29 protein-coding genes and 1 tRNA gene are annotated in these 26044 nt (G+C 66.5%); 21 read left to right on the top strand and 9 right to left on the bottom strand.

Annotated elements, in window-relative coordinates:
• Positions 1 to 6: 6 nt before the first annotated feature.
• Positions 7 to 615 carry a flavin reductase family protein gene (locus EP380_RS06515; protein WP_127597568.1) on the bottom strand — a complete coding sequence of 203 codons (609 nt, stop codon included), beginning with the start codon at positions 613 to 615 and terminating at the stop codon, positions 7 to 9.
• Positions 615 to 1202 (bottom strand): nitroreductase family protein, encoded by a 588-nt coding sequence (locus EP380_RS06510; protein ID WP_127597481.1) that lies wholly within the window; start codon positions 1200 to 1202, stop codon positions 615 to 617. The genes EP380_RS06515 and EP380_RS06510 overlap by 1 nt, the downstream gene beginning before the upstream one ends.
• A 124-nt stretch (positions 1203 to 1326) precedes the next feature.
• On the opposite strand from EP380_RS06510, the gene EP380_RS06505 reads away from it, so the two are divergent.
• On the top strand, positions 1327 to 2310 hold the full coding sequence (locus EP380_RS06505; protein WP_127597479.1) for a hypothetical protein: 984 nt from the start codon (positions 1327 to 1329) through the stop codon (positions 2308 to 2310).
• A 220-nt stretch (positions 2311 to 2530) separates the two neighbouring features.
• On the opposite strand, the gene gor is transcribed toward EP380_RS06505, so the two are convergent.
• The 3 genes from gor to rpiA all read right to left on the bottom strand — a co-directional run bounded on the left by gor (position 2531) and on the right by rpiA (position 5342).
• Complete coding sequence (gene gor, locus EP380_RS06500) at positions 2531 to 3922, bottom strand: glutathione-disulfide reductase (RefSeq protein ID WP_127597477.1); 1392 nt, start codon at positions 3920 to 3922, stop codon at positions 2531 to 2533.
• 156 nt (positions 3923 to 4078) lie between these two features.
• Positions 4079 to 4627: a DUF2059 domain-containing protein gene (locus EP380_RS06495; RefSeq protein WP_106569669.1), complete on the bottom strand. Its 549-nt coding sequence runs from the start codon at positions 4625 to 4627 to the stop codon at positions 4079 to 4081.
• A 19-nt stretch (positions 4628 to 4646) separates the two neighbouring features.
• Complete coding sequence (gene rpiA / locus EP380_RS06490) at positions 4647 to 5342, bottom strand: ribose-5-phosphate isomerase RpiA (RefSeq protein ID WP_106569670.1); 696 nt, start codon at positions 5340 to 5342, stop codon at positions 4647 to 4649.
• A gap of 167 nt (positions 5343 to 5509) precedes the next feature.
• Between rpiA and gph the strand changes: the two genes are divergently transcribed.
• From gph to EP380_RS06475, 3 genes are all read left to right on the top strand, one after another.
• Positions 5510 to 6202: a phosphoglycolate phosphatase gene (gph, locus tag EP380_RS06485; RefSeq protein WP_106569671.1), complete on the top strand. Its 693-nt coding sequence runs from the start codon at positions 5510 to 5512 to the stop codon at positions 6200 to 6202.
• A 71-nt stretch (positions 6203 to 6273) separates the two neighbouring features.
• Positions 6274 to 6348: transfer RNA gene (locus EP380_RS06480), tRNA-Val, on the top strand.
• Positions 6349 to 6530: 182 nt separating this feature from the next.
• Positions 6531 to 7385, top strand: coding sequence for a polysaccharide deacetylase family protein (locus EP380_RS06475; RefSeq protein WP_127597475.1), 855 nt, complete (start codon positions 6531 to 6533; stop codon positions 7383 to 7385).
• 87 nt (positions 7386 to 7472) lie between these two features.
• On the opposite strand, the gene EP380_RS06470 is transcribed toward EP380_RS06475, so the two are convergent.
• Entirely contained in the window at positions 7473 to 9335 is a 1863-nt protein-coding gene (locus tag EP380_RS06470; protein ID WP_127597473.1) for a L,D-transpeptidase family protein, read from the bottom strand.
• A 286-nt stretch (positions 9336 to 9621) separates the two neighbouring features.
• On the opposite strand from EP380_RS06470, the gene EP380_RS06465 reads away from it, so the two are divergent.
• The 3 genes from EP380_RS06465 to EP380_RS06455 all read left to right on the top strand — a co-directional run bounded on the left by EP380_RS06465 (position 9622) and on the right by EP380_RS06455 (position 12448).
• The gene (locus tag EP380_RS06465; protein WP_238719753.1) at positions 9622 to 11241 is read left to right on the top strand and encodes a fumarate hydratase; all 1620 of its coding nucleotides are present in this window, start codon (positions 9622 to 9624) and stop codon (positions 11239 to 11241) included.
• A gap of 165 nt (positions 11242 to 11406) precedes the next feature.
• Entirely contained in the window at positions 11407 to 12027 is a 621-nt protein-coding gene (locus EP380_RS06460) for a L,D-transpeptidase (protein ID WP_238719752.1), read from the top strand.
• Positions 12028 to 12052: 25 nt separating this feature from the next.
• On the top strand, positions 12053 to 12448 hold the full coding sequence (locus EP380_RS06455) for a rhodanese-like domain-containing protein (RefSeq protein ID WP_127597471.1): 396 nt from the start codon (positions 12053 to 12055) through the stop codon (positions 12446 to 12448).
• 23 nt (positions 12449 to 12471) lie between these two features.
• Here the strand turns inward: EP380_RS06455 and EP380_RS06450 are convergent, their stop codons facing one another.
• Positions 12472 to 13383, bottom strand: coding sequence for an alpha/beta hydrolase (locus EP380_RS06450; protein WP_127597469.1), 912 nt, complete (start codon positions 13381 to 13383; stop codon positions 12472 to 12474).
• Between the two features lie 48 nt (positions 13384 to 13431).
• On the opposite strand from EP380_RS06450, the gene EP380_RS06445 reads away from it, so the two are divergent.
• Positions 13432 to 13884: a MarR family winged helix-turn-helix transcriptional regulator gene (locus tag EP380_RS06445; RefSeq protein WP_106569676.1), complete on the top strand. Its 453-nt coding sequence runs from the start codon at positions 13432 to 13434 to the stop codon at positions 13882 to 13884.
• Positions 13885 to 13923: 39 nt separating this feature from the next.
• On the opposite strand, the gene EP380_RS06440 is transcribed toward EP380_RS06445, so the two are convergent.
• A complete protein-coding gene (locus EP380_RS06440; RefSeq protein ID WP_127597467.1) occupies positions 13924 to 14760 on the bottom strand; it encodes an AraC family transcriptional regulator in 837 nt (278 codons plus the stop codon).
• Between the two features lie 136 nt (positions 14761 to 14896).
• Between EP380_RS06440 and EP380_RS06435 the strand changes: the two genes are divergently transcribed.
• The 3 genes from EP380_RS06435 (at position 14897) to EP380_RS06425 (ending at position 17001) form a co-directional block, all read left to right on the top strand.
• Positions 14897 to 16102, top strand: a complete 1206-nt coding sequence (locus EP380_RS06435; RefSeq protein ID WP_127597465.1) for an MFS transporter — start codon at positions 14897 to 14899, stop codon at positions 16100 to 16102.
• A gap of 189 nt (positions 16103 to 16291) precedes the next feature.
• Positions 16292 to 16639, top strand: coding sequence for an SH3 domain-containing protein (locus EP380_RS06430; RefSeq protein WP_127597461.1), 348 nt, complete (start codon positions 16292 to 16294; stop codon positions 16637 to 16639).
• A 35-nt stretch (positions 16640 to 16674) separates the two neighbouring features.
• Complete coding sequence (locus EP380_RS06425; protein WP_127597459.1) at positions 16675 to 17001, top strand: hypothetical protein; 327 nt, start codon at positions 16675 to 16677, stop codon at positions 16999 to 17001.
• Positions 17002 to 17019: 18 nt separating this feature from the next.
• Here EP380_RS06425 and EP380_RS06420 read toward each other — a convergent pair whose 3' ends face one another.
• On the bottom strand, positions 17020 to 17364 hold the full coding sequence (locus EP380_RS06420; protein WP_127597457.1) for a gamma-butyrobetaine hydroxylase family protein: 345 nt from the start codon (positions 17362 to 17364) through the stop codon (positions 17020 to 17022).
• Positions 17365 to 17542: 178 nt separating this feature from the next.
• On the opposite strand from EP380_RS06420, the gene moaA reads away from it, so the two are divergent.
• From moaA to EP380_RS06370, 10 genes are all read left to right on the top strand, one after another.
• Complete coding sequence (gene moaA / locus EP380_RS06415) at positions 17543 to 18553, top strand: GTP 3',8-cyclase MoaA (protein WP_127597455.1); 1011 nt, start codon at positions 17543 to 17545, stop codon at positions 18551 to 18553.
• A 25-nt stretch (positions 18554 to 18578) separates the two neighbouring features.
• Positions 18579 to 19052 carry a hypothetical protein gene (locus EP380_RS06410; protein WP_106569683.1) on the top strand — a complete coding sequence of 158 codons (474 nt, stop codon included), beginning with the start codon at positions 18579 to 18581 and terminating at the stop codon, positions 19050 to 19052.
• 134 nt (positions 19053 to 19186) lie between these two features.
• Positions 19187 to 20107: a DMT family transporter gene (locus EP380_RS06405; protein WP_106569984.1), complete on the top strand. Its 921-nt coding sequence runs from the start codon at positions 19187 to 19189 to the stop codon at positions 20105 to 20107.
• Between the two features lie 58 nt (positions 20108 to 20165).
• Complete coding sequence (locus tag EP380_RS06400; RefSeq protein ID WP_106569684.1) at positions 20166 to 21383, top strand: multidrug effflux MFS transporter; 1218 nt, start codon at positions 20166 to 20168, stop codon at positions 21381 to 21383.
• A gap of 3 nt (positions 21384 to 21386) precedes the next feature.
• The gene (gene mobA / locus EP380_RS06395; protein ID WP_127597453.1) at positions 21387 to 22010 is read left to right on the top strand and encodes a molybdenum cofactor guanylyltransferase MobA; all 624 of its coding nucleotides are present in this window, start codon (positions 21387 to 21389) and stop codon (positions 22008 to 22010) included.
• On the top strand, positions 22007 to 22525 hold the full coding sequence (mobB, locus tag EP380_RS06390) for a molybdopterin-guanine dinucleotide biosynthesis protein B (protein ID WP_127597451.1): 519 nt from the start codon (positions 22007 to 22009) through the stop codon (positions 22523 to 22525). Before mobA ends, mobB begins: the two co-directional genes overlap by 4 nt.
• Before the next feature lie 160 nt (positions 22526 to 22685).
• Complete coding sequence (locus EP380_RS06385) at positions 22686 to 23474, top strand: ABC transporter substrate-binding protein (protein WP_127597449.1); 789 nt, start codon at positions 22686 to 22688, stop codon at positions 23472 to 23474.
• Positions 23475 to 23577: 103 nt separating this feature from the next.
• Positions 23578 to 24291, top strand: a complete 714-nt coding sequence (locus EP380_RS06380; RefSeq protein ID WP_106569688.1) for an ABC transporter permease — start codon at positions 23578 to 23580, stop codon at positions 24289 to 24291.
• The gene (locus EP380_RS06375) at positions 24288 to 25118 is read left to right on the top strand and encodes an ABC transporter permease (protein ID WP_106569689.1); all 831 of its coding nucleotides are present in this window, start codon (positions 24288 to 24290) and stop codon (positions 25116 to 25118) included. The genes EP380_RS06380 and EP380_RS06375 overlap by 4 nt, the downstream gene beginning before the upstream one ends.
• A gap of 54 nt (positions 25119 to 25172) precedes the next feature.
• Positions 25173 to 26042 (top strand): NAD(P)-dependent oxidoreductase, encoded by an 870-nt coding sequence (locus EP380_RS06370; RefSeq protein WP_127597447.1) that lies wholly within the window; start codon positions 25173 to 25175, stop codon positions 26040 to 26042.
• Positions 26043 to 26044 lie beyond the last annotated feature (2 nt).

Raw genomic sequence — 26044 nt, 5'->3', positions numbered from 1 at the left:
AGGCGTTCAATCCCGCTGCCAGCGCGGGCGGCGCATGGCGAAGGTCTGGGTGACGGCGGCATAGTCCATGTACCCCAGCCGGGAGACGGTTTTGGCGCGCGCGATGTCGAACAGGCCGTCGGTCAGGAACGCCTCGTCGATATGAACCCCGATCACCTCGCCGACCACCACATGCACGCCGGCCGGCTCGCCCGAAAGACCTTTCGGTTCGAGAATGTCGGTCACTTTGCATTCGAGCGCGGCATGCGCCTCGGCGACGCGAGGCACCGAAACGAGCCGGCTCGGCGCCGCGGTCAAGCCTGCATAGTCGAACTCGCTGGTGCCGCGCGGGGCGTCAACGGCGCTGGCGTTCATCTTTTCGGCCAGGTCCAGCGTGACGAGATTGGCGACGAATTCGCCGGTTTCGCCGGCGAAAGTGGCGCTGTCCTTGCGGCCTTCGGAGGAAAACCAGACCAGATGCGGATGGGTGGAGAAGGCGTTGAAGAAGGAATAGGGGGCCAGATTGAGCGCGCCGTCGGCGCCGAGGCTCGATATCCAGCCGATCGGGCGCGGCGCGACGATCGCCTTGAAGGGGTCGTGCGGCAGGCCATGGCCGTTGGCTGGTTCATAAAACATCATTCGTTCTCCCACGGGCCGGCATAGTCGGACATGATCGCCGACGGCTCCGGGCGCCGCCGGTCGGGCGCGCCGCCGGGATGGCTGCCGATATGAACGAAACCGACCACCCGCTCGTCGGGGGCGAGCCCGAGCAGCGCCCGCCCCTGCGGCGTGTCGGAATACCAGTTGGTGATCACATTGGCGCCGTAGCCGAGCGCGCTGGCCGCGTGGATCAGGTTCATCGCCGCCATGCCGCCGGACACAAACATCTCCCATTGCGGGATTTTCGGATTGGACCTGGGCACGGACACCACCCCCACGACAAGCGGCGCGCGCGAAAACCGCGTCAATTCCTGCGCGCGGCGCGCCTCGTTCAGCGGCCCCTCGCGCGCCTCGGCGAGCGCGGCCAGTCCCTCGCCGACCCGTTGGCGCGCCTCGCCGCGGTAAAGAATGAAGCGCCACGGCTCCAGCCGGCCATGATCGGGAACGCGACTGGCTGCGCGGATCATCTCCGCGATCTCCGATTCGCTCGGCCCCGGCTCGGCGAGTTCGGAAATCGGCGGCGATTTGCGGGTCAGAAGAAAGTCGATGATCGAAGATGCCAAGATATTGTTCCTGTTGTTGAAAACAGACGATTCCTGTTGTCGGAAACGGATGCGGCGCGCGATCGCGGCCAGCTTGGGAAAACGGGCCTTGAAATTGCCATCCGCCTGGGTTTGATGGCAAGCCATGAGACAGGGGATTTCCGCACTGTTCACCCGGCTGTGCCTTTTGGCCGCGCTGACGAGCGCCACGGCGCCGGCCGTCGCGCAGGACGCGCCCGCCCCCGAACTGAAGCTCTCTTTGCCGGGGCTGAGCGGCTACGCGCCGACACAGGGCGAGACCCCGCTGGCCACGGGGGCAAGCGGCGAAGTCACCCTGGAGGCGAAACTGACCGAGGACGCGCCGGAACTGTCGCGCGGACTGGTGTGGCGGGTGTTCAAGCCGGAACCGGCCGCCGACGGCAAATTGCCGCTGGTCGCGCAGGGCCAAGGCGGCACCAGCGCGTTTTCGCTCGAGCCGGGCAGCTATCTGGTGCATGCCGCCTTCGGGCGCGCCGGCGCCACCAAACGCATCACGGTCGGCGCCACGCCCAGCCGCGAGACCTTCGTGCTGGACGCGGGCGGGCTGAAGCTCGACGCGATCCTTTCGGGCGGCGTACGCATCCCGCCGGCGAAGCTGCGGTTCTCGATCTACGAGGCGGCCGAGGATCCCGATGGCGACCGCGCGCTGATCATTCCCAATGTCAGCCCCAACACGGTGGTGCGGCTCAATGCCGGCACCTATCACGTCGTGTCGACCTATGGCGCAGTCAACGCCGTCATCCGCTCCGATATAAGGGTCGAGGCCGGCAAGCTGACCGAGGCGACCGTCGAGCACCGGGCGGCGCAACTGACGATGAAGCTGGTGCGCGATGCCGGCGGCGAGGCGATCGCCGACACGTCGTGGTCGGTGCTGACGGGGTCCGGCGATCCGGTGCGCGAAAATGTCGGCGCCTTCGCCTCGATGGTGCTGGCGGAAGGCGACTACACCGTCATCGCCAAGAACCGCGAGCGCATCTACCAGCGCGACTTCACGGTGGTGGCCGGCCGCAACCAGGACGTCGAGGTGATCGCGGCCGAGGATCTGGTCCCCACCCGCGACTCGGCCTCGAAAGCCCAAATCGTCGACTAGAGCCGTTGTGCTTTTCGTAGAATCGCAGACCGGCTCCAACCTATTGTTTTGATGCGTTTTTGAACGGCGAACCGGCTTCCTGTTCGCCTGGAAACGCTCTAGAAATCCGCGCCCAGACTGAGAGCCATTCGGCCTTTCTCCGAATCAGAAAACGGCTCCAACTTATTGTTCCGACACGCTTTTGAACGGCAACCCGGCGTCCGATCCGCCTGGAGGGGCCCTAGTCGATCCGCTCGCCGTCGCGCACGCGATAGCTCGGCTGGTACATGGTCACCAGTTCCTCGGCGGCGGAGGGGTGAACGGCCATGGTGCGGTCGAAATCCTCCTTGGTCAGTCGCGCCTTGACGGCGATGCCGAGGATCTGCGCCATCTCGCCGGCATCGGGTCCCAGCACGTGCGCGCCGACGACGCGGCGGCTTTCGCCGTCGACGACCAGCTTCATCATCATCTTTTCGTCGCGAGCCGACAGCGTGTGGCGCATCGGCCTGAAGCTTGCCCTGTAGACCTCGACATGGCGGAAGCGCTTGACCGCCTCGTCCTCGGCGAGGCCGACCGTGCCGATCTCGGGCTGGGAAAACACCGCCGTGGCGACGTCGTCGTGGTCGGGACGGGTGGGATTGTCCTTGAAGACGGTTTCCACGAAACACATCGCCTCGTGGATCGCCACCGGGGTGAGCTGCACCCGGTCGGTGACGTCGCCGATGGCGTAGATATTGTCGATATTGGTGCGCGAGAACTGGTCGACCGGGATCTCACCGCGTGGCCCGACAGCGACGCCGGCCGCCTCGAGCCCCAGGCCGGCGGTGTTGGGCGTGCGGCCGAGCGCCAGCATGACGGTGTCGACCACCAGATGGCCGTCTTCATGGAGATGGGCGTCGAGCCGGCCGTCCGCGCGCCGCTCGATCCGGTCGAAGATCGTATGGCACAGGATGCGAATACCTTTTTTCTCCATGGTCTCGTGCAGCATGTGCCTGAGATCCATGTCGAAACGGCCCAGAATCTCCTTGCCGCGATAGACCAGCGTGGTCTCCACGCCGAGCCCGTGGAAAATATTGGCGAACTCGACCGCGATATAACCGCCGCCGGCGATCGCGATAGAGCGCGGCAGGGCATCGAGATGGAAGGCCTCGTTGGAGGAGATGCACAGTTCGTGGCCCGGCAAAGCGGCATGCGGATTGGGCTGGCCGCCGGTCGCGATCAGGATGGTGGCAGCGGTGACGGTGCGGTCGAGCCCGACAAGGCGCACGGTGTTGCGATCAACCAGTTCGGCCCGACAGTCGAAAATCTCGGCGCCGGCATTGTCGAGCCCCTTGCGGTAAAGCCCTTCCAGCCGCGCGATCTCCCTGTCCTTGTTGGCAACCAAAGTCGACCAGTCGAAGCGCGCCTCCGGCACGCTCCAGCCATAGCCGGCCGCGTCCTCGAAATGCTCGGGAAACTGCGAGGCGTAGACGAACAGCTTTTTGGGCACGCAGCCGCGAATGACGCAGGTGCCGCCGTAGCGGTATTCCTCGGCGATCGCCACCTTCTTGCCGAGCGAGGCCGCGACGCGGCCCGCGCGAACCCCGCCCGAACCGCCGCCGATCACGAACAGATCGTAGTCATAGCTGGCCATAAAAACTGCCTCGAAACAGATCGGTTGGGAACGCCTTACACCGGCGGGCGCACGACGGGAACGCCGCTTATGCTGCGAAAGCGGGGCAAAGCGGGAAAATCCGGCGCCGGCGCGGCGAAAGCCGCACGCAAGGCGCCGGATAGTCGGCGGGCAAAATCAGTCGGACGCCGCGGCCGGTTCGGCGGGAGCGGCGTTGTCGGCCGCCTCGGCCTTCTCGTTCAGCGCCTCGTTGACCGCCACGGCCAGATCGCGGGCCAGACCCTTCTGCCAGATGTCGGCGGCCTGGAGCACGTCGCGGGTCACCAGCGGCGACTTGGTCTTGAACGCGATCCCGCCCGGCGAGGTGTAGAAGGTGGCGATGGCGTTAAGCTCGTCCTCGGTGAAGTTGCGCGCATAGGCAAGCGCGGCCTCCCGTTCGAGATCGCCGCGGCGCGGGGCAAGCTTGAGCGCCTCCTCGTCGACGGTCTCCACGATCACGTCCTGAAGGTTGGGATCCTTCTGGATCAGCTCGCCCTTCAGCGACTGCGCTGCACCGGGCAGGATCAGGTCGAACTCTTCCGTCGCGCCGAGCGAATCGATGGCGGCGCGCGCCGCCTTGAGATGGCTCTCGGACACTTCCTGCGAGAAGGCCGGCTGTGCCGCGGCCAGGATAAGGCTCGCCCCGAAGGCGGCAGCCAGGCGGCGGGCATGGAACATAGATGTCATCACTGACAGAACTCCCTTTCTATCGGGTGGCTTTGATGGTGCTCACGCCGTTTTCGCCGGCAATGATAGCAACGCTTGCGAGATCGAGAAACAATCCGTGTTCGACCACGCCGGGGATGGCGTGGAGCGCTTCAGAGAGCGCTCTTGGATCGGGAATGCGGCCAAAAGATGCATCCAGGATCATGTGCCCCCCGTCGGTGACGAAAGGCGTCTGGCCGCCGCGCAGCGCGACCGGGCCGGACAGGCCGAGCCGGCTTGCCGCCTTCTCGACCGCGATCCGGGTCGCGGCGAGGCCGAAAACATTAACCTCGATCGGCAGCGCGAATCGGCCCAGCATCTCGACCAGCTTGGTGTCGTCGGCGATCACCACCATGCTGTCGGAGGCGGCCGCCACGATCTTTTCGCGCAGCAGCGCGCCGCCGCCGCCCTTGATCAGGGCAAGGTCGGGACCGACCTCGTCGGCGCCGTCGACGGTGACGGACAGGCGGGGGGCGGCATCCAGCGTCGTCAGCGGCACGCCGAGCTCGCCGCACAGACGCGCCGTGCGCTCGGAGGTCGGCACGCCGACGACCGTGAAACCGTCGGCGACGCGCGCGGCCAGCAGGCGCACAAACTCCTCCGCCGTCGAGCCGGTGCCGATACCGATGGTCGCACCGTCCTCGACATAGGCAAGCGCGGCGCGCGCCGCCTCGATCTTGAGCAATCGTGCGTCCATGAATCCAGCCTGTCAGCCCGTTGTGGCGCTGATCTAGCACTTCCGACCCGCTGGTCAAAGAGCACGGCCGCGCGCCAAGCGCGACGAATTGCCTTGTCGGCGATATCGGCACGGGCTATCGCCGGGTTTCGCCAAGCCCGCCGGCCGACAGCGAGGAGCCCGCCGCCATGAAGCGCCCGTCCCCCGTCATCGTGTTCGATCTCGACGGCACGCTGATCGACACCGCGCCCGACCTGATCGCCAGCCTCAACCACGCGCTCGCCCGTCACGGGCTCGCCCCGGTCAATCCGGCCGCAATGCGCGCCTTCGCGGGCCTCGGCGGCAAGGCGATGATCGAGCGCGTCCACGCCGAGCGCCGCGTGCGGCTCGAGCCGGAGACCGCGGCGTCGATGGTTGCGACGTTTCTGGCCCATTACGCCGACACGATCCCGGGCACGTCCCTACCCTATCACGGCGCGACGCCCGCGCTTGAACGGCTGGCGGAGGCCGGATTTTCGCTTGCGGTGTGCACCAACAAGCCGCAGGCGATGACCGAGCGCCTGCTGGAGGCGCTGGCCTTGGGCGGGCATTTTTCGGCCGTGTGCGGGGCCGACCGGTTTTCGTTCCGCAAGCCGGACCCACGCCATTTGACCGAAACCATCGCGCTCGCCGGCGCCGACCCGCAGCGCGCCGTGATGGTCGGCGATTCGCGCAACGATATCGCCACGGCCAAGGCGGCCGGCATTCCGGTGGTCGCCGTCGAGCACGGCTATTCCGACATTCCGGTGCGCGCGCTGGAGCCGTCGCGGGTGATTTCGCATTTCGACGAGCTGACGCCGGCGCTCGCGCAACGGCTGATCCACGGCACGCTCGACGGCTGAGCGACAGCGCGCTTGACTTTGCAAAGCCTCCGCCTCTATATCGCCGCCTGTCGCGGGGCCCAGGCCCCTGCGGGCGCGTAGCTCAGCGGGAGAGCATTCGCTTCACACGCGAAGGGTCACAGGTTCAATCCCTGTCGCGCCCACCATTTTCCTCGAACGAATTCAGCCAAAACTCCTGCCCCGCCCCGGCGGGCGAGCTCGCGTGACGTCGGAGCGCGGCGGAAACGACAATCCGTCACCCGCCATGGTTAACCGGCCGCTCGGTTTAGCGTTCTCTTAACCCTGTGCGTGCATTTTTGACGGCGTTCAACAGTACGGGTTGCGTATCATGCGTTCGGGTTTGGCGGTTGTGGGCGGCGTCGTGGCCGCGCTTTTGTTGTCCGGCTGCGCCAATGCGCCGAAAAAACTCGCCGCCGGCGAACGTCCCGGCCTGGCCTTCGCGGAGGAACGCGCGCCGGCCGACACCGAACAGAGCCCGCAGATCGCCATGCTGAGGCCCGACCAGCTGCCGCGCGCGCTTGGCGGGCTGGCCGGGCGCACGATCCGGGTCGCGCGCGTCGCCGACATCGCCCTGCGGCCGGGCGAAGTGGTGCTGACCTTCGACGACGGGCCTATCCCCGGCCGCACCGACAGGGTGCTCGACATACTGGACCGGTTCGGGGTCAAGGCGACCTTCCTGATGGTCGGGCAGATGGCCAATGCCTACCCCGCCACGGCGCGCAAGGTCGCCGCGCGCGGCCACACGGTCGGCACCCACACGCAGGGCCACGCCAATCTCGCCAGCCTCAGCCACGCCAGCGCGCAGGCGCAGATCGAGCGTGGCCGCAAGAGCGTGGCGGCCGCGCTCGGCTCCTACCGCGCGGCGCCGTTCTTCCGCTTTCCCTATCTCGCCTCGACCGCCGCGCTGCGCAACAGCCTCGCCGCCCAGGGCATCGTGGTGATCGACGCCAGCATCGATTCCAAGGATTATTTCAAGAGCGGGCCGCAGGCGATCCGCGCCCGCACGCTGACCCGGCTGCGCCAGCGCGGCTCCGGCGTCATCCTGATGCACGACATCCACCCGCGCACGGCGGCGATGCTGCCGGGCCTGCTCGCCGACCTCAAGGCCGGCGGCTACAAGGTGGTGCATCTCAAGCCCGGCGCGGGCGGCGGCCTGCTGGTCGCCTCGGCAAAAACGGACTGATCGCAGGGCCTTTTGCGCCCGCCGCGCCCGATCCGCCACGCTCGGCGCGATCTCGGGGACGGTTGTGCGGCTTGACGACGGCGCGGCTCAACCGGCCGGCTGGCGCACCGCCGCGATCGCGTCGAGCGCCTTTTGCAGGTACCGGTCGCGGTCGTAGACGTCGCCATGATAGGCGACCTGGCCGTTCTGATCGGGCCAGGCGGTGAAATAGGCGACATAGACGGGAATGGTGCGGGTGATCTTTTCGGAAGAATGGCCGGCGCCGATCTTGGCCGCGACATAGTCGAGCGGCTTGTCGAGCACCGCGGCGGCCATGCCGCGCGGGTCGGCCAGGCGCACGCAGCCATGGCTGAAGGCACGGGTGTCGCGCTGGAACAGGTTCTTGGACGGCGTGTCGTGCATGTAGATGGCGTGCTTGTTGGGAAACAGGATCTTCAGCTCGCCGAGCGCGTTGCGGGAGCCCAGACGCTGGCGCACGTTGAACGGCACCTTGCCGCCATATTGCCCCCAATTGATCGCCGATGAGGCAATGCGCCGGCCGCGCGCATCGGTGACCTCGTAGCCGGCCCGGTCGAGATAGGCCGGGTCGCGGTAGAGTTTGGGCAGCATCTCGTTGACGATGATCGACTGCGGCACGCCCCAATAGGGGTTGTAGTCGATCTGCTCGATCTGGTCGTAGAAGAAATTGGTCTGGTTGGATTTCTTGCCCACGACCACACGCATCGACAGTTTCTCGCGGCCGGCCTCGACATAGGAGGCTGTAAAGGCCGGCTGGTTGATGAAGACGCGCGGACTGCCAAGGGCGGACGGGTGCCAGCGCAGCCTTTCGAGCGCATATTCGACCTTGGCGATGCGCGCGGCCTTGGATTCGCCGGCAAAGGCGCGGACCGTGCGCGGACCGATAATGCCGTCGTCCCGCAACCCCTTGAAGTCCTGCGCGGCCTTGACCACGGGCACGAGTTCGTCGGCGTAAAGTTCGCTCTCCTTGTGGCGTTCCAACAGCGCGGCGTGTTCGGCGCGGAAAGCCTCGTCCGTCTCGCGCGCGAACAAGGCAAGCATTTTGGGCAGTTCGGGGCTCGACTTGCCAGGCCGCAGCAGCAGTTTCGCATCGACGACGATGTCGTTTTCCGCGCTCGCGCGCAGCGCCTCCAGTTCGACGCGCAGCGCCGCGAAGCGTTCGTTCCGCGGATGGCGCGCCTCCAGATAGGCACGCACGTCTCGGCTATGCGCGAGGCGGTCGAGCACCTTTTTCAGGTCGAGCGGTTTTTCGGGAAAATCGTGATAGCCCGACAGACGGTTGGGATCGACACGTCCGGACCAGGCGTCGCGCGCGTAACGCAGCACCCTGGCCGACAGCGCCATCTCGAAGCGGATCAGCTCGGCCTTGCGGGCGGCCATCGCATCCATGGAAAAACCGGGCGCCGGCACCGCCACGGCGTAGTCGGCCGGCTCGAGCGCGAAGTCTGCGGCCTCGCCCAGCACCCGCACGGCCTCGGCCGCACGGCCGTTGGGACTGAAGCCGGAAACCCAGATGAAGGCCCGGTTTTCACCGTAATAGGCGGCCAGCGCCGCAGCCACGTCCGGGGAGCCGCGCAGGTCGAAACCGTCGAGCCCGCCGATCGCCTCGTCGAAAAGACCATTGTCCAGCGACGGCTCGAAGCTCGTTTCGCGCGGGGCCTCGAGCAGGCTCGAAAACGAGACTTTCACCAGCTTGTCGGGACGGTAGGTATAATAGGAAGGCGCGGAAATCTTGACCCGTTTGACGCGCTTTTTCGGTTTCGTGCGCTGTTGCGGCTCGGGACGCACGTCGCGCGCGCGCCGCTCCTTGATGCCGCCGCCGAACAGCCTTTCGAAGAAGTTCTGCGCCTCGGCCGGCACGGGCGCCAGCATCATGGCGGCGGCCAGAAAAGAGGCCGGGTAGGCCAGCAATCGACGGCGGTTGTTGTGCATTAGCCCTGCCCGTTGTTTCGTTGTCCAGTCCGGCTGCCCACACGTTCCGGCGCGCCGGTCCCCGACCGGCCGATCGTCGGCGAGTCGAACCCTAGCGGCGCAGTATGGCAACAGCAAATGGCCTTGCCTTGGCCCGCCGGCGATAAAATTTCTGTTATATTTTTCGCACAGGCGCGGTCGCCGAAGCGCGGCCTGCCGGAGCGGCAACGCTTCGCATGGACATTTTATCCCGCAGCGACAATAAACCGGCCGACACCCTTTCCCAGCCGAAGCGAGGAACATGCGTATGAGCGATCCGGTGCTTGCCGACCTTTTCCCCCTTTCCGCCGACCAGACGCCCTATCGCAAGCTGACCGAGGCGCATGTCGGCCTCGACAGGTTTCGCGGCCAGGAGATTCTGACCGTCGAGACGGAGGGGCTGCGGCTTCTGGCGGAAACGGCCTTCGCCGACATCAACCATCTGCTGCGGCCCGGCCACCTCAAACAGCTCGCCGCGATCCTGGAAGACGCCGAGGCGACCGACAACGACCGGTTCGTGGCCTACGATCTGTTGAAAAACGCCAATATCGCGGCCGGCGGCGTGCTGCCGATGTGCCAGGATACCGGCACCGCGATCATCATGGGCAAGAAGGGGCGCCGGGTATGGACCGAAGGCGGCGACGCCGAGGCGCTGGGACGCGGCGTGCTCGACGCCTACGAGAAGAAGAACCTGCGCTATTCGCAGCTCGCGCCGGTGTCGATGTTTCAGGAAAAAAACACCAAAAACAACCTGCCGGCCCAGATCGACCTCTACCAGGAGGGCGAGGACGCCTACAAATTCCTGTTCGTGGCCAAGGGCGGCGGCTCGGCCAACAAGACGTTTCTCTACCAGGGGACGCCGTCTTTGCTCACGCATGACCGGCTGATCGACTTTCTGAAGGAAAAAATCCTCACTCTCGGCACGGCCGCCTGCCCGCCCTATCATCTGGCGGTGGTGATCGGCGGCACGTCGGCGGAGATGAACCTGAAAACCGTCAAGCTCGCCTCGACGCGCTATCTCGACGGCCTGCCGACGGCAGGCAACGACACCGGCCAGGCCTTCCGCGACCTGGAGATGGAGGCCGAAATCCACAAGCTCACCCAGCAGATGGGGGTCGGCGCCCAGTTCGGCGGCAAGTATTTCTGTCACGACGTGCGCGTCATCCGCCTGCCGCGCCACGGCGCCTCGCTGCCGATCGGGCTCGGCGTGTCGTGCTCGGCCGATCGCCAGGCGCTGGGCAAGGTGACGCGCGACGGCATTTTCCTGGAGGAGCTGGAAACCAACCCGGCACGCTACATGCCCGACATCGACGAGGACAGGCTGACGGCGCATGTGGTGCGCATCGACCTCAACCGGCCGATGGACGAGATCCTGAAAGACCTGTCGCAACACCCTGTCAAGACACGACTTTCGCTGACCGGGCCGATCATCGTGGCGCGCGACCTCGCCCACGCGAAAATCCGCGAGCGGCTGGAAAAGGGCGAGCCGATGCCCGACTATCTGAAAAACCATCCGGTCTATTATGCCGGCCCGGCCAAGACGCCGAAGGGCTACGCGTCGGGCTCGTTCGGGCCCACGACGGCCGGGCGCATGGACAGTTTCGTCGACCAGTTCCAGTCCTTCGGCGGGTCGATGGTGATGCTGGCCAAGGGCAACCGCTCGCGCCAGGTGCGCGAGGCGTGCGCGGCCCATGGCGGGTTTTATCTCGGCTCGATCGGCGGGCCAGCCGCGCGCCTAGCCCAGGACTGCATCAAGAAGGTCGAGGTGCTCGAATATCCCGAACTCGGCATGGAGGCGGTGTGGCGCATCGAGGTCGAGGACTTCCCCGCCTTCATCGTCATCGACGACAAGGGCAACGACTTCTTCAAGGAACTCAATCTCGGCTGAAGGCCGGCATCGCAACGATTTGCTTACCGGCCGCGGCGATAGTGGCGCCGGGGCGTTCGGACTGTGCGCTTGCGCTGCCGCTTGACCTTTCGGGCCGCCATCCCATGATGCGGCACACGGGCGAAGCGGGCGCGTGGCGTACCGACTTTCATTGGGATGGGTGACATGGGTAAAATCGGGCTTGGGATCAAGGCGGCGCTGGCCGCGGCTTTCATGATGGCGGCGCCGGGCTCGCCGCTGGTCGGCACGGCTGCGGCCGAAAGCCTGTTCGCGCGCATCATCCGCGGCGGACAGCCGCGCGTCGAGCACGGCACCAGGAATTCCGACAAATCGCCGATCCCGCGCGAGACGGTGCGCTATGACGGACCGCACGGCAAAGGCACGATCATCGTCAATACGTCCGAGCGGCGGCTCTATTATACGCTCGGCAATGGCCGGGCGCTGAAATACGCCGTCGGCGTCGGCCGCCAGGGTTTTACCTGGGCGGGCACCAACCGCGTCTCGCGCAAGGCCGAATGGCCGGGCTGGACGCCGCCGCCGCAAATGATCCGGCGCGAGGCGCGTAAGGGCCGCAAGCTGCCGGCCCATATGCCCGGCGGCCCCAACAACCCGCTCGGCGCGCGCGCGCTCTATATCGGCTCGACGCTCTACCGCATCCACGGCACCAACCAGCCATGGACGATCGGCCAGGCGATGTCGTCGGGCTGCATCCGCATGGCCAATGACGACGTCAAGCATCTTTACGAGCAGGTCGGGGTCGGCACCAAGGTGGTGGTGGTGCGCTGAGCGGCGCCGTTTACGGGAGGCAGTGATGAAAAAGGGCTACAAGGCGCTTCTGGACGAGGCCAATGCGGTGGTCGAGGCGCTGGCGCCGGCCGAGGCGGCGCCGCTACTGGCCCGCGACGACGTCGCCTTCATCGACATACGCGACCCGCGCGAACTGGAACGCGCGGGCCGCATTTCGGGTGCGCATCACTGCCCGCGCGGCATGCTGGAATTCTGGATCGACCCCGAAAGCCCGTATCACAAGGCGCTGTTTTCCTCCGGCAAGCATTTCGTGTTCTTCTGCGCCGGCGGCTGGCGCTCGGCGCTGGCGGCCAAGACCGCCCAGGACATGGGGCTGGACAGGGTCAGCCATGTCACGGGCGGTTTCAGCGCGTGGAAAGAAGCCGGCCTGCCGCACGAACTCGGCACGCCGAAGGGCTAACGCGCCCGAGCCGGTCAAAAAAATCAGTTGACCAGCGCCGGTTCGCGGATGCCGGCGACGAAGCCGGTCAGTTCGGCCAGCACGCCGGGACCGGCCAGGATGCGGCGGTGGCCGAGGCCGGGCGCCCAGACCAGGCGCACATGCTTGCCCGCCCGGCCATAGGCCTTGGCGTTTTCGGCCGGCACCTCCTTGTCGCAGCGCGCGTGCAGGACAAGGGTCGGGCATGGGTGGCGGGCGAGCTGGTCGGCGCCGACATAGTCTTCCAGCGGACGGCCGGTCAGCCTCTCGACATGGGCGAACAACGCGGTCTGGGTGCGAGGGCCGAGATCGAGCATACGACCGAACTCGGCGAAGAAGGACGGCATGGAATTGGGCGCCGCGATCAGGACCAACCGCTCGGCCGCCAGTCTTTCGACATTCCTGACCGAGCCGACAAGCGCGTTGACGGCGACGGCGCCGCCGAAGGAATGGCCGATGACGGCGTCGAAGGGACCGAACCACGCCCCGGCGAGCGCCGCCGCCGCGACAGCGTTGGCCATGTCGAGCCGGCGGCCGCTCGACTTGCCGTGACCCGGCAGATCGAGGGCAATCACCCGCGCGCCGTCGCGGCGCAGGGCGTCGACGATCGCCGCCATGTGATCGCTGCGCGATCGCCAGCCATGGATGACAAGCACGGTGCGGCGGCGCTCGACGCCGGGCGGCGGACGAAAATCATGCGCGGCGACCCAGCCCGACGGGGTCGTCAGCCGGTGCAGGCGCGCCTCGGCCATGAACGGCGCCGCCCGGTCGAGCGCCCGCCGCTCCCCGGGCGAAACCCGGTTCGGATGCGGGGTACGGCAGAAAAGCGCGAAGGCGGCGCGGCCGGCGATCCGGGGCGCGATATGGTCGGCGATGCGAAAGGCGGTACGGATGACAGTCAACGGAAATGATGCCATGGTGGGCCACCGTGAATTAGTTCAACCATGAACATTATTAGTTCAAGAATGAACAAAAAACAAGACCTGCCGTGGGACAACCCGCGCTTTCGCAACTGGATCGCCGTGGTGCGCGCCGAAAAGGCGGTGGTGCGCGCGCTGTCGAAGGCGCTGGCGCCGCTCGATCTGAAACTCGCGCAGCTCGACATGCTGATGAATCTCTACCGCCATCCGGGCCAGTCGCAGCACGATCTGGCGCGCCGGCTGCTGGTGGGACGCTCCAACATCACCATGTTGCTGCCGCAGCTCGAATCGCAGGGCCTGGTGCGGCGCGAAAGCGATTCCTCCGACAAGCGGGTCATGCGGCTCTATTTGACGCCGGCGGGCGAGGAGCGACTTTTAAAGGCGCTCGCGATCTATACCGAGCTGATCGACACCGTTATGGCGCAATCCTCGCCGGCCGAGTGCGACGCCCTGGGCGAGCAGATGCGCCGCATCGTGGAAACGCTGGCCGAGGCGTGAGGCGGGACGCGCCGGGTGCCCGTGGCCGCGGGCCGGCCGTCACGAGACCGCCGGCGCGTTGACCGACAAATAGGCGCGCGGCGAGGTGCCCAGCATGCGCTTGAACATGGTGGTGAAGGCGGCGACGCTGTCATAACCCAGATCGAGCGCGACGGTGGTGATCGGCTCGCCGTCGAACAGACGCGGCAGGGCGGCGAACAGGCTCGCCTGCTGGCGCCAGACGGACAGGCTGAGCCCTGTCTCGCGCTGAAAGCGCCGGGTGAAGCTGCGTCGGCTCATGCCGGTCTCGCGCGCCCAGTCGTCGATGGTCACGGCCGGGGTCGGCGCGTCGAGATAACGCCGGCACAGCGCCGCAAAACGCCGGTCGCTGGGAAACGGCAGGCCGAGCGGCAATTCCGCAAGCCGCGGGATCTCGTGCAGGATCAGGTCGAGCAAGAGCGCGTCGCGGCCGCGCGCGCCTTGCGCATCGCCGATCGCGACCGCTTCGCCCATCAGGCTGCGCATCAGGGCCGTCATGGCGACGACGCGCAGCGACGCCGGCAGGCCGGCGATCGCGGCCGGCCGGACATAGGCCGACTGCATGCGCACGCCGCCAAGCATGTCGACGGCATGGGTGATGCCGGCGGGAATCCATAAAGCCTGGCCGGCCGGCACCATCCAGCGGCCGGCATCGGTGACGGCGAGCACGACGCCGGCGCGCACGTGAAGCAGTTGCGAGCGGCCGTGTCGATGCGCCGCCACATGGTGCCCGTCGGGATAGGCGCTCGCCAACGCCACGACCGCGCTGTCGGCGCGCTCGATCAGAGCCCGCCGGTCATCGTCGTAGCGTTGCAGACTATGCGCTCCAGAAGTCGCAGAGGGCGCGGCGTCGCGCATGGTTCGTCCTTCCCGTCGCGGCCCATTGCTGGCCCACTCGCAAAACAAATAGACCAAACCAGCAAAGAAGGTCACACCCAGCCGCACTATAACCGTTCGGCCACGGTGCCGTGCCGATAGCCGGAAGGAGTTCGTCTTGGCCGATACCATCGCCACCCCCGCCCGGCTCGCGCCCGAGCGCACCGTCTACGCGGTGATTCTGGCCGTCAGCTTCTGCCATCTGCTCAACGATGTCATGCAGTCGCTCCTGGCCGCGCTCTATCCGATGCTGAAAGACGATTACGGCCTCGATTTCTGGCAGATCGGCCTGCTGACGCTCGCCTTCCAGGTCACGGCGTCGCTGCTGCAGCCGCTTGTGGGGATCGCCGCCGACAAGCGGCCGATGCCCTATTCGCTGTCGGCCGGCATGGGCTCGACGATGATCGGGCTGCTGCTTCTGGCAACCGCCGGCAGCTATGGCCTGCTTTTGCTGGGCGCGGCCTTCGTCGGGCTCGGATCGGCGATCTTCCATCCCGAATCCTCGCGCGTGGCGCGGCTTGCCTCGGGCGGGCGCTATGGGCTCGCCCAGGCCCTGTTCCAGGTCGGCGGCAATTTCGGCACCGCGATCGGCCCGCTTCTGGCCGCCTTCATCGTGGTGCCGCGCGGCCAGGGCTCGGTCGCCTGGTTCTCGGTCGCCGCGATGATCGGCATGGTGATCCTGTGGCGCGTCGGCGGCTGGTATTCGGCCTATCAAAAACGGGCCGCGTCGCGACCGGCCGCACCGACGACGCTCGACCTGTCGCGCCGGCGGGTGGTGCTGACGCTGGCCGTGCTGATCGTGCTGGTGTTTTCCAAACATGTCTATCTCGCCTCGATCAGCAGCTATTACACGTTCTTCGTCATCGAGCGCTTCGGCGTATCGGTGCAGGAATCGCAGGTCCTGCTGTTCATCTTCCTGGGCGCGGCGGCGGCCGGGACGATCCTCGGCGGGCCGATCGGCGACCGGTTCGGCTCCAAGACGGTGATCTGGTTCTCGATCCTGGGCGTTCTGCCCTTCACGCTCGCCCTGCCCTATGCCAGCTATGCCTGGACGCCGGTGCTGACGATCCTGATCGGCCTGATCCTGTCGTCGGCCTTCCCGCAGATCGTGGTGTTCGCGCAGGAATTGCTGCCGGGCCGGGTCGGCATGGTCGCGGGGCTGTTTTTCGGCTTCGCCTTCGGTCTCGGTGGGCTGGGCGCGGCGGTGCTGGGCGTCGTCGCCGACGCCAAGGGGATCGGCTATGTCTACACGGTGTGCTCGTTCCTGCCCCTGCTCGGGCTGTTGACGATCTTCCTGCCCAACCTGAAAGGAGCGCGCGCCTAAGGCGAAGCCGGTCCAAACGGCACCTATCGGCGAAAACGCGCGCGGCACGACGCTGGACGACGACACGCCGCCAGGACGCCTCCGTCGACGGGCACTTGTGCCCGCGCGTTGCGCTCAGGCTGGCGGACCGCGGCGATGGCGGCTATGATCCGGGCTGCGCCCGCGATCCGCCACGGAGGTTCCAGCACGATGACATCGTTGCGTCACACAATCGGACTTGCCGGCGCACTTGCCGGGCTTTTCGTTCTGGCGGCCGGCGCTCCCGGCGCCTTGGCCACCTCGGGACCGGGCTGCTACCAGGTGGTCAATGTCGAGAGCTGGGACGTGCTCAACCTGCGCAGCCGGGCCTCGGCCAAGTCCGCGATCGTGGATATGCTGCGGCCCGGCAATCACGGTATCATCGCCGGCGAAGGCGCGTGCACGCCGACAAGTCGGCCGCTGCCAAGCCGCTGGTGCCGCGTCACCCATTACGACGGCGACCGCACCGTGACCGGCTGGGCCAAGCGGCGTTATCTCGCCCCCAGCGACTGCCCCTGAGCGAGGCAAAGCGCAGAAGGCAGACGGAGCGCTTCGTGAGGACGACACAATGGCTGACACGCCTGGCCGCGGCAGCGTGGCTGTTTCTGGCGCTGCTGACGGCCGCAAGCGGCCTTGCGATGCCCATGGCACAAGCGATCAATCTTGTCGTGGCGGCGCTATTTCTGGGGATCGCCGTCCTGCTTTGGCTGCGCATGCGCGCGGTCGAGCGGGTGGGCGCGGCGCTCGGCCCGGCGGACGCTATGCGCGCGCTGTTGTTGACCGAGACGATCTCCTCGGCGGTGATGCTTTTTGCCGGGGCGTCGTTTCTGTATGCCGCCGCGCACAGGGTTCTGGTCGAAGGCTTCGCCGTGTTCGGCTAACCCGGCCCGGTTGCTCGATCAGCGCGCCAGGCCTTTTTGCCGGAGCTCGTCGAGATAGGCCTGCCAGCGGGTCTCCTTCTCGCGGCCGAGCGTGTCGAGATAGGCCCAGGTGAAGATGCCGGTGTCGTGGCCGTCGTCGAAGACGATGCGCACAGCGTAATTGCCGACCGGCTCGAGCCGGCTGATGGCGACGTGCTTCTTGCCGCCGACGGTGACACGCTGCTCGGGCGAATGGCCCTGCACCTCGGCCGAAGGCGACAGGACCCTGAGCATCTCGGCGCCGAGCGCGTGGCTCTCGTCGGCGAAGGTCACGGTCAGGACGCGCCGGTCCCTGGATACGCGCAGTTCTTTCGGGGCCGCCATGATCAATTCTCCGCTGCCGCCGGTGTGTCCGTTCCGCGGTCATCGATGTCGCTATCCCACCATCGCGGCGCGGCATCAAGTCGATATATTGCACCAGATACAGCGAAAATGTTACCAAGGCCGCAGGGCCGCGCCAGGCAAGAGCGGGCCGGACCATTTGCGAGGCAGGACCGACAGCATGACCGCCAGCACCGCCCCCATGATCGACCCGTTCGGACGCAGGATCGACTATCTGCGCGTCTCGGTCACCGACCGCTGCGATTTCCGCTGCACCTATTGCATGGCCGAGGACATGACCTTCCTGCCGAAGAAGGATCTGTTGACGCTGGAGGAACTCGACCGGCTGTGCACGGCGTTCGTCGAAAAGGGCGTGCGCAAGCTCCGCCTGACCGGCGGCGAACCGCTGGTGCGCAAGAACATCATGCATCTGGTGCGCGAACTGTCGCGTCATCTCAAGAGCGGCGCGCTCGAGGAGTTGACGCTGACCACCAACGGCTCGCAGCTCGCCCGTTTCGCCGACGAACTGGCCGATTGCGGGGTCAGGCGGCTCAACGTCTCGCTCGACACGCTCGATCCCGACAAGTTCCGCGCCATCACCCGCTGGGGCCATTTCGGCAAGGTGATGGACGGGCTGGAGGCGGCCGAGCGGGCCGGGCTCAAGCTCAAGATCAACGCCGTGGCGCTGAAAGACTTCAACGACGGCGAGATCCCCGACATGCTGCGCTGGGCGCATGGGCGCGGCATGGACATGACGGTGATCGAGACCATGCCGATGGGCGAGATCGACGCCGACCGCACCGACCAGTATCTGCCGCTGTCGCTGTTGCGCGCCAGGCTGGAAAACGAATTCACCCTGACCGACATTCCGTTCAAGACCGGCGGGCCGGCGCGTTATGTCGAGGTTGCCGAGACCGGCGGACGGCTCGGCTTCATCACGCCGATGACGCATAATTTCTGCGAAAGCTGCAACCGGGTGCGGCTGACCTGCACCGGCACGCTGTATATGTGCCTGGGCCAGGAGGACGCCGCCGACCTGCGCCAGCCGCTGCGCGCCTCGGAGGGCAACGAACTCCTGCATGCGGCGATCGACGCGGCCATCGGGCGCAAGCCCAAGGGTCACGACTTCGTCATCGACCGCCGCACGAACCGCCCCTCGGTCTCGCGCCATATGAGCGTGACGGGGGGATAGCGTGCGCGCGAAGGGAGGTCCGGCCATGACGATGCGCCTTGTTCTGTGTCTCATCGCCGGCCTCGCGTGCCTGCCCGCCCTCGCCGACACGCTGACCTACAAGAATTCCCGCTTCGGCACCTCGATCACCTTTCCCGCCGAACTGTTTCGCCAAGCGATGGAACCGCCGCAGAACGGCGACGGCATGACCTGGCTTTCCGAGGACGGGGCGAGCCTGGCCGTCTACGCCTTCAACAACGCGCTCGAGGCCTCGCCGGAGGCCTTTGCCGACCAGGCGAGCGAGCCCGCCGGGCGCGAGGGCTTCGAGGTGACCTACCGGCGCGTGAAAGACAATTGGGTGGTGCTGTCGGGTTACGTGGAGAACGATATTTTCTACGACCGGTTCGAGTTCGGCGCCGACAACGTCATCCACGCCATGCTGTTGAGGTTTCCGCGCGCGCTCAAGCCGGTCTACGAACCCCATATCGCGGCCATGGGCAAAAGCCTGAAAGGACCGTAACGGCACGCCCGGCAACGGCTTTTGGCGCCGCCTGCCCGGAAGCGGGCGCGATCGACGCTTCTGGACCAGTGGTTTGCGGTTGCGTTTGCGCGGGGCTGTGCGTAATCCGGTGAAGAACTGTTCCGGACATGGCCTTGCATCTTTCCCCCAATCTGAGCGGCGCGCTCACCATGGCCATTGCCATGGCCGCCTTCACGGTCAACGACGCCGTGGTGAAACTGGTCAGCACCGAGCTCAACATGGGCCAGATCATGCTGGTGCGCGGCATGGTGGCCACGACGCTGATCGCCCTGCTTGCCTGGCGCGCGGGCGTGGCAAGCAAGCTCTCCGGCGTCCGCAACCCGATGGTCCTGCTGCGCGGGGCGGCCGAAATCGGCGCGACGGTCTCCTTCCTGCTCGCACTTCAGCGCCTGCCGCTGGCCAATGTCACGGCGGTTTTGCAGGTGCTGCCGCTCGCGGTGACGATGGGCGCGGCCCTGGTGTTTGCCGAACCGGTCGGCTGGCGCCGCTGGACGGCGATCCTGGCCGGTTTCGCCGGCGTCGTGATCATCATCCGACCCGGCTTCGAGGGGTTTAGCGCGTTTTCGCTGCTCGCGCTCCTGTCGGTGATGTTTTGCACCGTGCGCGACCTCGCAACCCGGCGCATCGACGCCGGCGTGCCGACACTTCTGGTCTCGACGCTGAGCGCGCTCGGCGTGACCATCGTCGGCGGCCTGCTGGTCGTTCCGCTGGGCGGCTGGACGCCGCTCGACGGCGGCCAGTTCGGCACGCTCGCCGTGGCCGCCATCATGGTGCTGGTCGGCTACCAGTGCGTCATCATCTCGATGCGCACCGGCGAGATCTCGTTCGTGGCGCCCTATCGCTACACCGGGCTTTTATGGGCCCTGGTGCTCGGCTACGCGGTCTTCGGCGACGTGCCCGACGCGGCCATGATCACCGGCGCGGTGATCGTCGTGGGCTCGGGCCTGTTCACGCTCTATCGCGAGCAGGTGCGCGGCCCGCGCAAGCCGGCCGCCGAAAGCACGGGGCCGACCATGAGCCCGGACGGTCTTTGAGCATGGCGATGCGCGATCCAGGCGTCCCCGCCCCGGCCGCGATCAGGCGGAGGCCGGCATGAGCGACCGGCGCCAGCTGACGGGGGTTCGTTCGCCGCATATCCTCACCCTCGTCATCGCGACGGCGACCGGGCCGCTGGCGATGAATATTTTCCTACCGTCCCTGCCCGGTATCGCGCGGCACTTTTCGGCCGACTATGCGGTTGTGCAGCTCCTGGTGTCGCTCTATCTCGGCGCGACCGCCGTGCTGCAGCTTTTCATCGGCCCGGCCTCGGACCGGTTCGGGCGACGGCCGGTGATGCTGACCTGCTTCGCGATCTTCCTGATCGGCACCGTCGCGGCGCTGTTTGCCCCGACGATCGAAATCCTGCTCGCCTGCCGCGTGCTGCAGGCGTTTTCGGCGGCCGGCATGGTGCTGTCGCGCGCCATCGTGCGCGACACGGTGCGCACGGAGGAAACGGTCAGCAAGATCGCCTATATCGTCATGGGCATGTCTCTGGTGCCGATGATCGCGCCGGCGATCGGCGGCCTGCTCGACGAATGGTATGGCTGGCAATCCACCTTCGTGCTGACGCTGGGTTTCGGCCTGGTGTCGATCTGCGTGGTCTATCTCGACCTCAACGAGACCAACAAGGCGCTGTCGCCCAGTTTCTCGGCGCAGTTCCGCGCCTATCCCGAACTGTTGCGCTCGCGCCGCTTCTGGGCCTATGCGCTGACGGCCGCCTTCACCACCGGTTCGTTCTTCGCCTTTCTCGGCGGCGGTCCCTATGTCGCCACGGAAATCCTGAAACTCAGCCCGTCGGAATACGGGCTCTATTTCATGCTGATCTCGGTCGGCTACATGAGCGGCAACTTCCTGTCGGGCCGTTTCGGCGCCCGGGTCGGGATCGGACCGATGATGCTTGCCGGCAATGTCGTGACCCTGATCGGCATGGTGGTGTCGCTGGTCCTGTTCGGCCTCGGTTACGTACACCCGCTATCGCTGTTCGGACCGGCGACCATGGTCGGGCTCGGCAACGGCATCACCCTGCCGAGTGCCAATGCCGGCATCGTCAGCGTGCGCCCGCGCCTGGCGGGCTCGGCCTCCGGTCTCGGCGGCTCGATGCAGATCGGCGGCGGCGCCGCGCTGGCGGTGGTCGCCGGCGCGCTGCTGTCGCCCGCAAGCGGCGCCATGCCGCTATTGTGGGTGATGGCGCTGTCGGCCGCCGCGGCGATCGTGGCCACGTTCTACGGCATGTGGGTCGACCGCGTCGCCGGGCCGCTCGGGGGCGCGTGAGCGATGGAGCGCCGCCTCGCCGGGCTGGTGCTCGCCGGTGGCCGCTCCTCGCGCATGGCCGGCTCCGACAAGGCCTTCCTGACACTGGCCGGGAAACCGCTGATCGCGCATGTGCTGGAGCGCCTCGCGCCGGCGGTTGAGGCGGTCGCGGTGAGCGCCAATCTCGACCCGCAGCGTTTTTCCGCCTTCGGCCGCCCGGTGATCGGCGACATTGTTGCCGGCCAGCGCGGACCGCTCGCCGGCATCCATGCCGGCCTGGTCTGGGCAGCCAGCGCCGGCTTCGACCGGCTTGTCACGACAGCGACCGACACGCCCTTCTTCCCGCCCGATCTCGTCGCCCGGCTGGCTGTGGCCGGGCACCCGCAGCGGATCGCGCTCGCCGCCTCGCGCGGCCGGACGCATCCGGTGTTCGGCCTGTGGCCGACGGCGCTGGCCGACGAGATGGCGGCGTTCCTGAACGGGCCCGAAAAACCCTCCGTTTCAGGCTTTTGCCGGTCGCGCAGCATCGATATCGTCGAATTCGCCATGCAAAAGCGCAACGGCGCGGAGATCGACCCGTTTTTCAACATCAACACGCCCGGCGACCTGGCCATCGCCGAGCGGCTGATCGCGGACGAGGCGCAATGACCAGACGGGTTTTCGGGATCACCGGCTGGAAAAATTCGGGCAAGACCGCGCTGACGGCGGCGCTGGTCAGCGAACTCGGCCGGCGCGGCCATGTCGTGTCGACCGTCAAGCACGCCCATCACGCCTTCGACATCGACAGGCACGGCACGGATTCCTTCCGCCATCGCGAGGCCGGGGCGATGGAGGTGGCGATCGTGTCGGGTCGGCGCTGGGCGCTGATGCACGAATTGCGCGACGAGAAAGAGCCCGATCTGGCCGACGTGCTCGCCAAGCTCGCGCCCTGCGACCTCATCCTGGTCGAAGGCTACAAGCACGACGCCCACCCCAAGCTCGAGACCCGGCGCCTGGAGGCGCGCAACCGCGAGCCGCTGACCGCCTCGAGCCCCAATATCGTCGCCATCGCCGCCGACCACCCGGTCTCGGGAGAAACCGTGCCGGTGTTCCGTCTCGACGACATCGTCGCGATCGCCGATTTCGTCGAAAGGTGCACCGGCCTGACAGCGCGCGGCGCTTGAGCCCGAGGGCTTCGACGCAGAACCGCCGCATCGCGCTTTGCGGTTGCATTCCCGGCAAAAACAGTGGGAGTATCCGGTTTTCACGGGTGTTCCGGCACCCGCCGGAAACGACAAGCGGCCGCAAGCCGCAAGCAACGACAAACAGACAGAGAGGAACATTATGCGTATCCAACAGCGTCTGGCGATTGCCGCCTCGGCCGCCCTGCTCGCGCTTTCCCTGGGCACCGGCGCCCATGCCCAGGAGATGATGAAACTCAAGATCGGCACGGAAGGCGCCTACCCGCCGTTCAACAATCTCGAGGCCGACGGCTCGCTGGTCGGCTTCGACATCGATGTCGCCAAGGCGCTGTGCGAGGAAATGAAGGCCGATTGCGAGTTCGTCACCCAGGACTGGGACGGCATCATCCCCGCCCTGCAGGCCGGCAAGTTCGACGCCATCATCGCCTCGATGTCGATCACCGACGAGCGCAAGGAAAAGGTCGATTTCAGCGCCAAGTACTACAACACCCCGCCGGCGATCGCCGTGCCCAAGGACAGCGCGCTGACGGAAGCCACCGACGCGGCGCTGGACGGCAAGGCGCTCGGCGCGCAATCCTCCACCACCCATTCCAACTACGCCGAGGAAAAACTGCCCTCGGCCGACCTGAAGCTCTACCCGACGCCCGACGAATACAAGCTCGACATCGCCAATGGCCGCATCGACGCGGTGATCGACGACGTCATCGTGTTGTCGGAATGGCTGAAGACCGACGACGGCGCGTGCTGCAAGATCCTCGACACGCTGACGCCCGACCCGGTGATCAACGGCCAGGGCGCCGGCGTGGCCGTGCGCAAGGGCGAGACCGACCTGGCCGACAAGTTCTCGGCAGCCATCCTGGCGATCCGCGAAAACGGAAAATACAAGGAAATCAACGACAAATATTTCGATGTCGACGTTTACGGCGACTGATGCCGCCTAAACGCCACCATGCCGGGCGGCCAGATGGGCGCCCGGCGATCCGGTTCCGCACGGCCGGCGATCGCGCCGGACCCGCGGCAGGCGGGCGGGGCACATGGACAACTACCTGACCTTGCTGAGCTTCGGCGACCAGGGCTGGGGCGACGAGATCGCCATCGGCGTCGTCACCACGATAAGCCTCGCGCTCGCCACCCTGCCGGTCGGACTGTTGATCGGCTTCCTGGTCGCCTTGGCCAAGCAGAGCCGGGAATGGAGCTTTCGCACCGCAGCCGACATCTACACCACCATTTTTCGCGGCCTGCCGGAACTGCTGACGCTGTTTCTGGTCTATTTCGGGCTGCAGATCGGCATCCAGCAACTGTTCCAGACGCTCGGCGTGGAAGCCGGCGTGGAAATCAACGCCTTCCTGGCCGGCGTAATCGCGCTCGCCTTTGTGTTTTCGGCCTATGCCAGCGAGGTGTTCCTGTCGGCATTCAGGGCGATTTCGAACGGCCAGTACGAGGGCGGCTATGCGCTCGGCCTGCATCGCAATCAGGTCATGCGGCTGGTGATCCTGCCGCAACTGATCCGCATCGCGCTGCCGGGCCTGTCCAATCTGTGGATGATCCTGCTCAAGGACACGGCGCTGGTCTCGGCGATCGGGCTGACCGACATTCTGCGCCAGACCGGGATCGCGGCGCGCAACACCAAGGAAGCCTTTTTGTTCTTCGGCCTGGCGGCGCTGCTCTACCTGGTGCTGGCGTTGTTGTCGTCGGTCGTGATCGGCCGGGTCGAGGCGGCGGGCAAGCGCGGGGAGACGGTGCGATGACGGCGCTGCAGGAGCGCCTCGAAGCTTCGGAGCGGCCGCCCGCCCTGCCCCGAACCTGGACGGGCGAGCGGATCGCGGGCAATTTGGTGCTTGCCTTCTGGCTCGTCGCCGGCGTCCTGATGGTGTGGTACCTGGTGGAGGCCTGGGCGCCGGAAAAGGTCGAGCGCTACGGCCCCAAATATATTTCCGGCCTACTGACCACGCTGTCGCTGGTCGGTCTTTCGCTGGTGATCGGTGCGGCGCTGTCGATCCCCGTCGCCATCGGACGGATGTCGAAGAACAAGCTGATCAGCCGCATCGCCTTCGCCTATGTGTACGTGTTTCGCGGCACGCCGCTGATCGCGCAGCTCTTTTTGATCTATTACGGACTGGGGTCGTTTCGCCCGCAACTGGAGGCGGTCGGCCTGTGGGGCTTTTTCCGCGAGGCCTGGAACTGCGCGGTATTCTCGTTTGCGCTGAACACGGCCGCCTATCAGGCCGAGATTTTGCGCGGCGCGGTCGAGAGCGTGCCGAAGGGGCAATGGGAAGGCGCGGCCGCGCTCGGCCTCAACCGGGTCCAGACGCTCTACAAGATCATCCTGCCGCAGGCGCTGATCGTGGCGCTCAGGCCCTACGGCAACGAGATCATCCTGATGATCAAGGGTTCGGCGATCGTGGCGCTCGCGACCGTCTACGACCTGATGGGCGAAACGCGCCGAGCCTATTCGCGCACCTACGACTTCCAGACCTATATCTGGGCGGCGATCTTCTATCTCGTTATCGTGGAGACATTGCGCAATGTGTGGAGCGTGGTCGAGGCCAGGCTGACCCGGCATTTGCAGCGGTGAACCGGCGCGTTCGGCGGATTTTTTTGACACAAACACGGATAATGGAGGGGCCAGATGGCCAAAGTCGCATTTTTGGGTCTCGGCGTGATGGGATATCCCATGGCCGGTCATTTGAAGAACAAAGGCGGCCACGACGTCACCGTCTACAACCGCACGGCCGAGAAAGCCGCGAAATGGGTCGACGAGCATGGCGGCGCACATGCCGCAACGCCGGCCGAAGCGGCGGCGGGCAAGGATTTCGTCTTCTGTTGCGTCGGCAATGACGACGACCTGCGCGCCGTCACGCTCGGCCAGGACGGTGCCTTTGCCGCGATGAAGGCCGGCGCGGTGTTCATCGACAACACGACGGCCTCGGCCGAAGTGGCGCGCGACCTGGCCGAGGCGGCCGAAAAAGCCGGTTTCGGCTTTTTGGACGCGCCCGTGTCGGGCGGACAGGCCGGGGCCGAAAACGGCGTTCTGACCGTGATGGTCGGCGGCGAGCAGGCGACTTTCGACACAGCGCGGCCGGTGATCGAGGCCTATGCGAAAATGGTCGGCCTGATGGGCCCGGCCGGTGCCGGACAGCTGACCAAGATGATCAACCAGATCTGTATCGCGGGCCTGGTGCAGGGCCTCGCCGAAGGCATCCATTTCGGCAAGAAGGCCGGCCTCGACGTGGAAAAGGTCGTCGACGTGATCTCCAAGGGCGCGGCCGGCTCGTGGCAGATGGAAAACCGCCACAAGACCATGAACCAGGGCAGCTACGATTTCGGCTTCGCGGTCGACTGGATGCGCAAGGATCTGGGCATCTGCCTTACCGAAGCCGAGCGCAACGGCGCCAAGCTGCCGGTCACGGCGCTGGTCGACCAGTTCTACAAGGACGTCCAGGACATGGGCGGGCGGCGCTGGGATACCTCGTCCCTGCTGGCGCGGCTGGAGCGGTAGGC

Source organism: Nitratireductor alexandrii (genome assembly GCF_004000215.1).
Classification (GTDB): Bacteria; Pseudomonadota; Alphaproteobacteria; order Rhizobiales; family Rhizobiaceae; genus Mangrovimarina; species Mangrovimarina alexandrii.
This window is presented reverse-complemented; position numbering and strand designations above follow the sequence as displayed.

Excerpts from the sequence above, each read along its gene's own strand:
- EP380_RS06515 (WP_127597568.1), bottom strand. The coding sequence starts at position 615 with ATGTTTTATGAACCAGCCAACGGCCATGGCCTGCCGCACGACCCCTTC.
- EP380_RS06505 (WP_127597479.1), top strand. The coding sequence starts at position 1,327 with ATGAGACAGGGGATTTCCGCACTGTTCACCCGGCTGTGCCTTTTGGCC.
- gor (WP_127597477.1), bottom strand. The coding sequence starts at position 3,922 with ATGGCCAGCTATGACTACGATCTGTTCGTGATCGGCGGCGGTTCGGGC.
- EP380_RS06495 (WP_106569669.1), bottom strand. The coding sequence starts at position 4,627 with ATGACATCTATGTTCCATGCCCGCCGCCTGGCTGCCGCCTTCGGGGCG.
- rpiA (WP_106569670.1), bottom strand. The coding sequence starts at position 5,342 with ATGGACGCACGATTGCTCAAGATCGAGGCGGCGCGCGCCGCGCTTGCC.
- gph (WP_106569671.1), top strand. The coding sequence starts at position 5,510 with ATGAAGCGCCCGTCCCCCGTCATCGTGTTCGATCTCGACGGCACGCTG.
- EP380_RS06475 (WP_127597475.1), top strand. The coding sequence starts at position 6,531 with ATGCGTTCGGGTTTGGCGGTTGTGGGCGGCGTCGTGGCCGCGCTTTTG.
- EP380_RS06470 (WP_127597473.1), bottom strand. The coding sequence starts at position 9,335 with ATGCACAACAACCGCCGTCGATTGCTGGCCTACCCGGCCTCTTTTCTG.
- EP380_RS06465 (WP_238719753.1), top strand. The coding sequence starts at position 9,622 with ATGAGCGATCCGGTGCTTGCCGACCTTTTCCCCCTTTCCGCCGACCAG.
- EP380_RS06460 (WP_238719752.1), top strand. The coding sequence starts at position 11,407 with ATGGGTAAAATCGGGCTTGGGATCAAGGCGGCGCTGGCCGCGGCTTTC.
- EP380_RS06455 (WP_127597471.1), top strand. The coding sequence starts at position 12,053 with ATGAAAAAGGGCTACAAGGCGCTTCTGGACGAGGCCAATGCGGTGGTC.
- EP380_RS06450 (WP_127597469.1), bottom strand. The coding sequence starts at position 13,383 with ATGGCATCATTTCCGTTGACTGTCATCCGTACCGCCTTTCGCATCGCC.
- EP380_RS06445 (WP_106569676.1), top strand. The coding sequence starts at position 13,432 with ATGAACAAAAAACAAGACCTGCCGTGGGACAACCCGCGCTTTCGCAAC.
- EP380_RS06440 (WP_127597467.1), bottom strand. The coding sequence starts at position 14,760 with ATGCGCGACGCCGCGCCCTCTGCGACTTCTGGAGCGCATAGTCTGCAA.
- EP380_RS06430 (WP_127597461.1), top strand. The coding sequence starts at position 16,292 with ATGACATCGTTGCGTCACACAATCGGACTTGCCGGCGCACTTGCCGGG.
- EP380_RS06420 (WP_127597457.1), bottom strand. The coding sequence starts at position 17,364 with ATGGCGGCCCCGAAAGAACTGCGCGTATCCAGGGACCGGCGCGTCCTG.
- moaA (WP_127597455.1), top strand. The coding sequence starts at position 17,543 with ATGACCGCCAGCACCGCCCCCATGATCGACCCGTTCGGACGCAGGATC.
- EP380_RS06410 (WP_106569683.1), top strand. The coding sequence starts at position 18,579 with ATGACGATGCGCCTTGTTCTGTGTCTCATCGCCGGCCTCGCGTGCCTG.
- EP380_RS06400 (WP_106569684.1), top strand. The coding sequence starts at position 20,166 with ATGAGCGACCGGCGCCAGCTGACGGGGGTTCGTTCGCCGCATATCCTC.
- mobA (WP_127597453.1), top strand. The coding sequence starts at position 21,387 with ATGGAGCGCCGCCTCGCCGGGCTGGTGCTCGCCGGTGGCCGCTCCTCG.
- mobB (WP_127597451.1), top strand. The coding sequence starts at position 22,007 with ATGACCAGACGGGTTTTCGGGATCACCGGCTGGAAAAATTCGGGCAAG.
- EP380_RS06385 (WP_127597449.1), top strand. The coding sequence starts at position 22,686 with ATGCGTATCCAACAGCGTCTGGCGATTGCCGCCTCGGCCGCCCTGCTC.
- EP380_RS06380 (WP_106569688.1), top strand. The coding sequence starts at position 23,578 with ATGGACAACTACCTGACCTTGCTGAGCTTCGGCGACCAGGGCTGGGGC.
- EP380_RS06375 (WP_106569689.1), top strand. The coding sequence starts at position 24,288 with ATGACGGCGCTGCAGGAGCGCCTCGAAGCTTCGGAGCGGCCGCCCGCC.
- EP380_RS06370 (WP_127597447.1), top strand. The coding sequence starts at position 25,173 with ATGGCCAAAGTCGCATTTTTGGGTCTCGGCGTGATGGGATATCCCATG.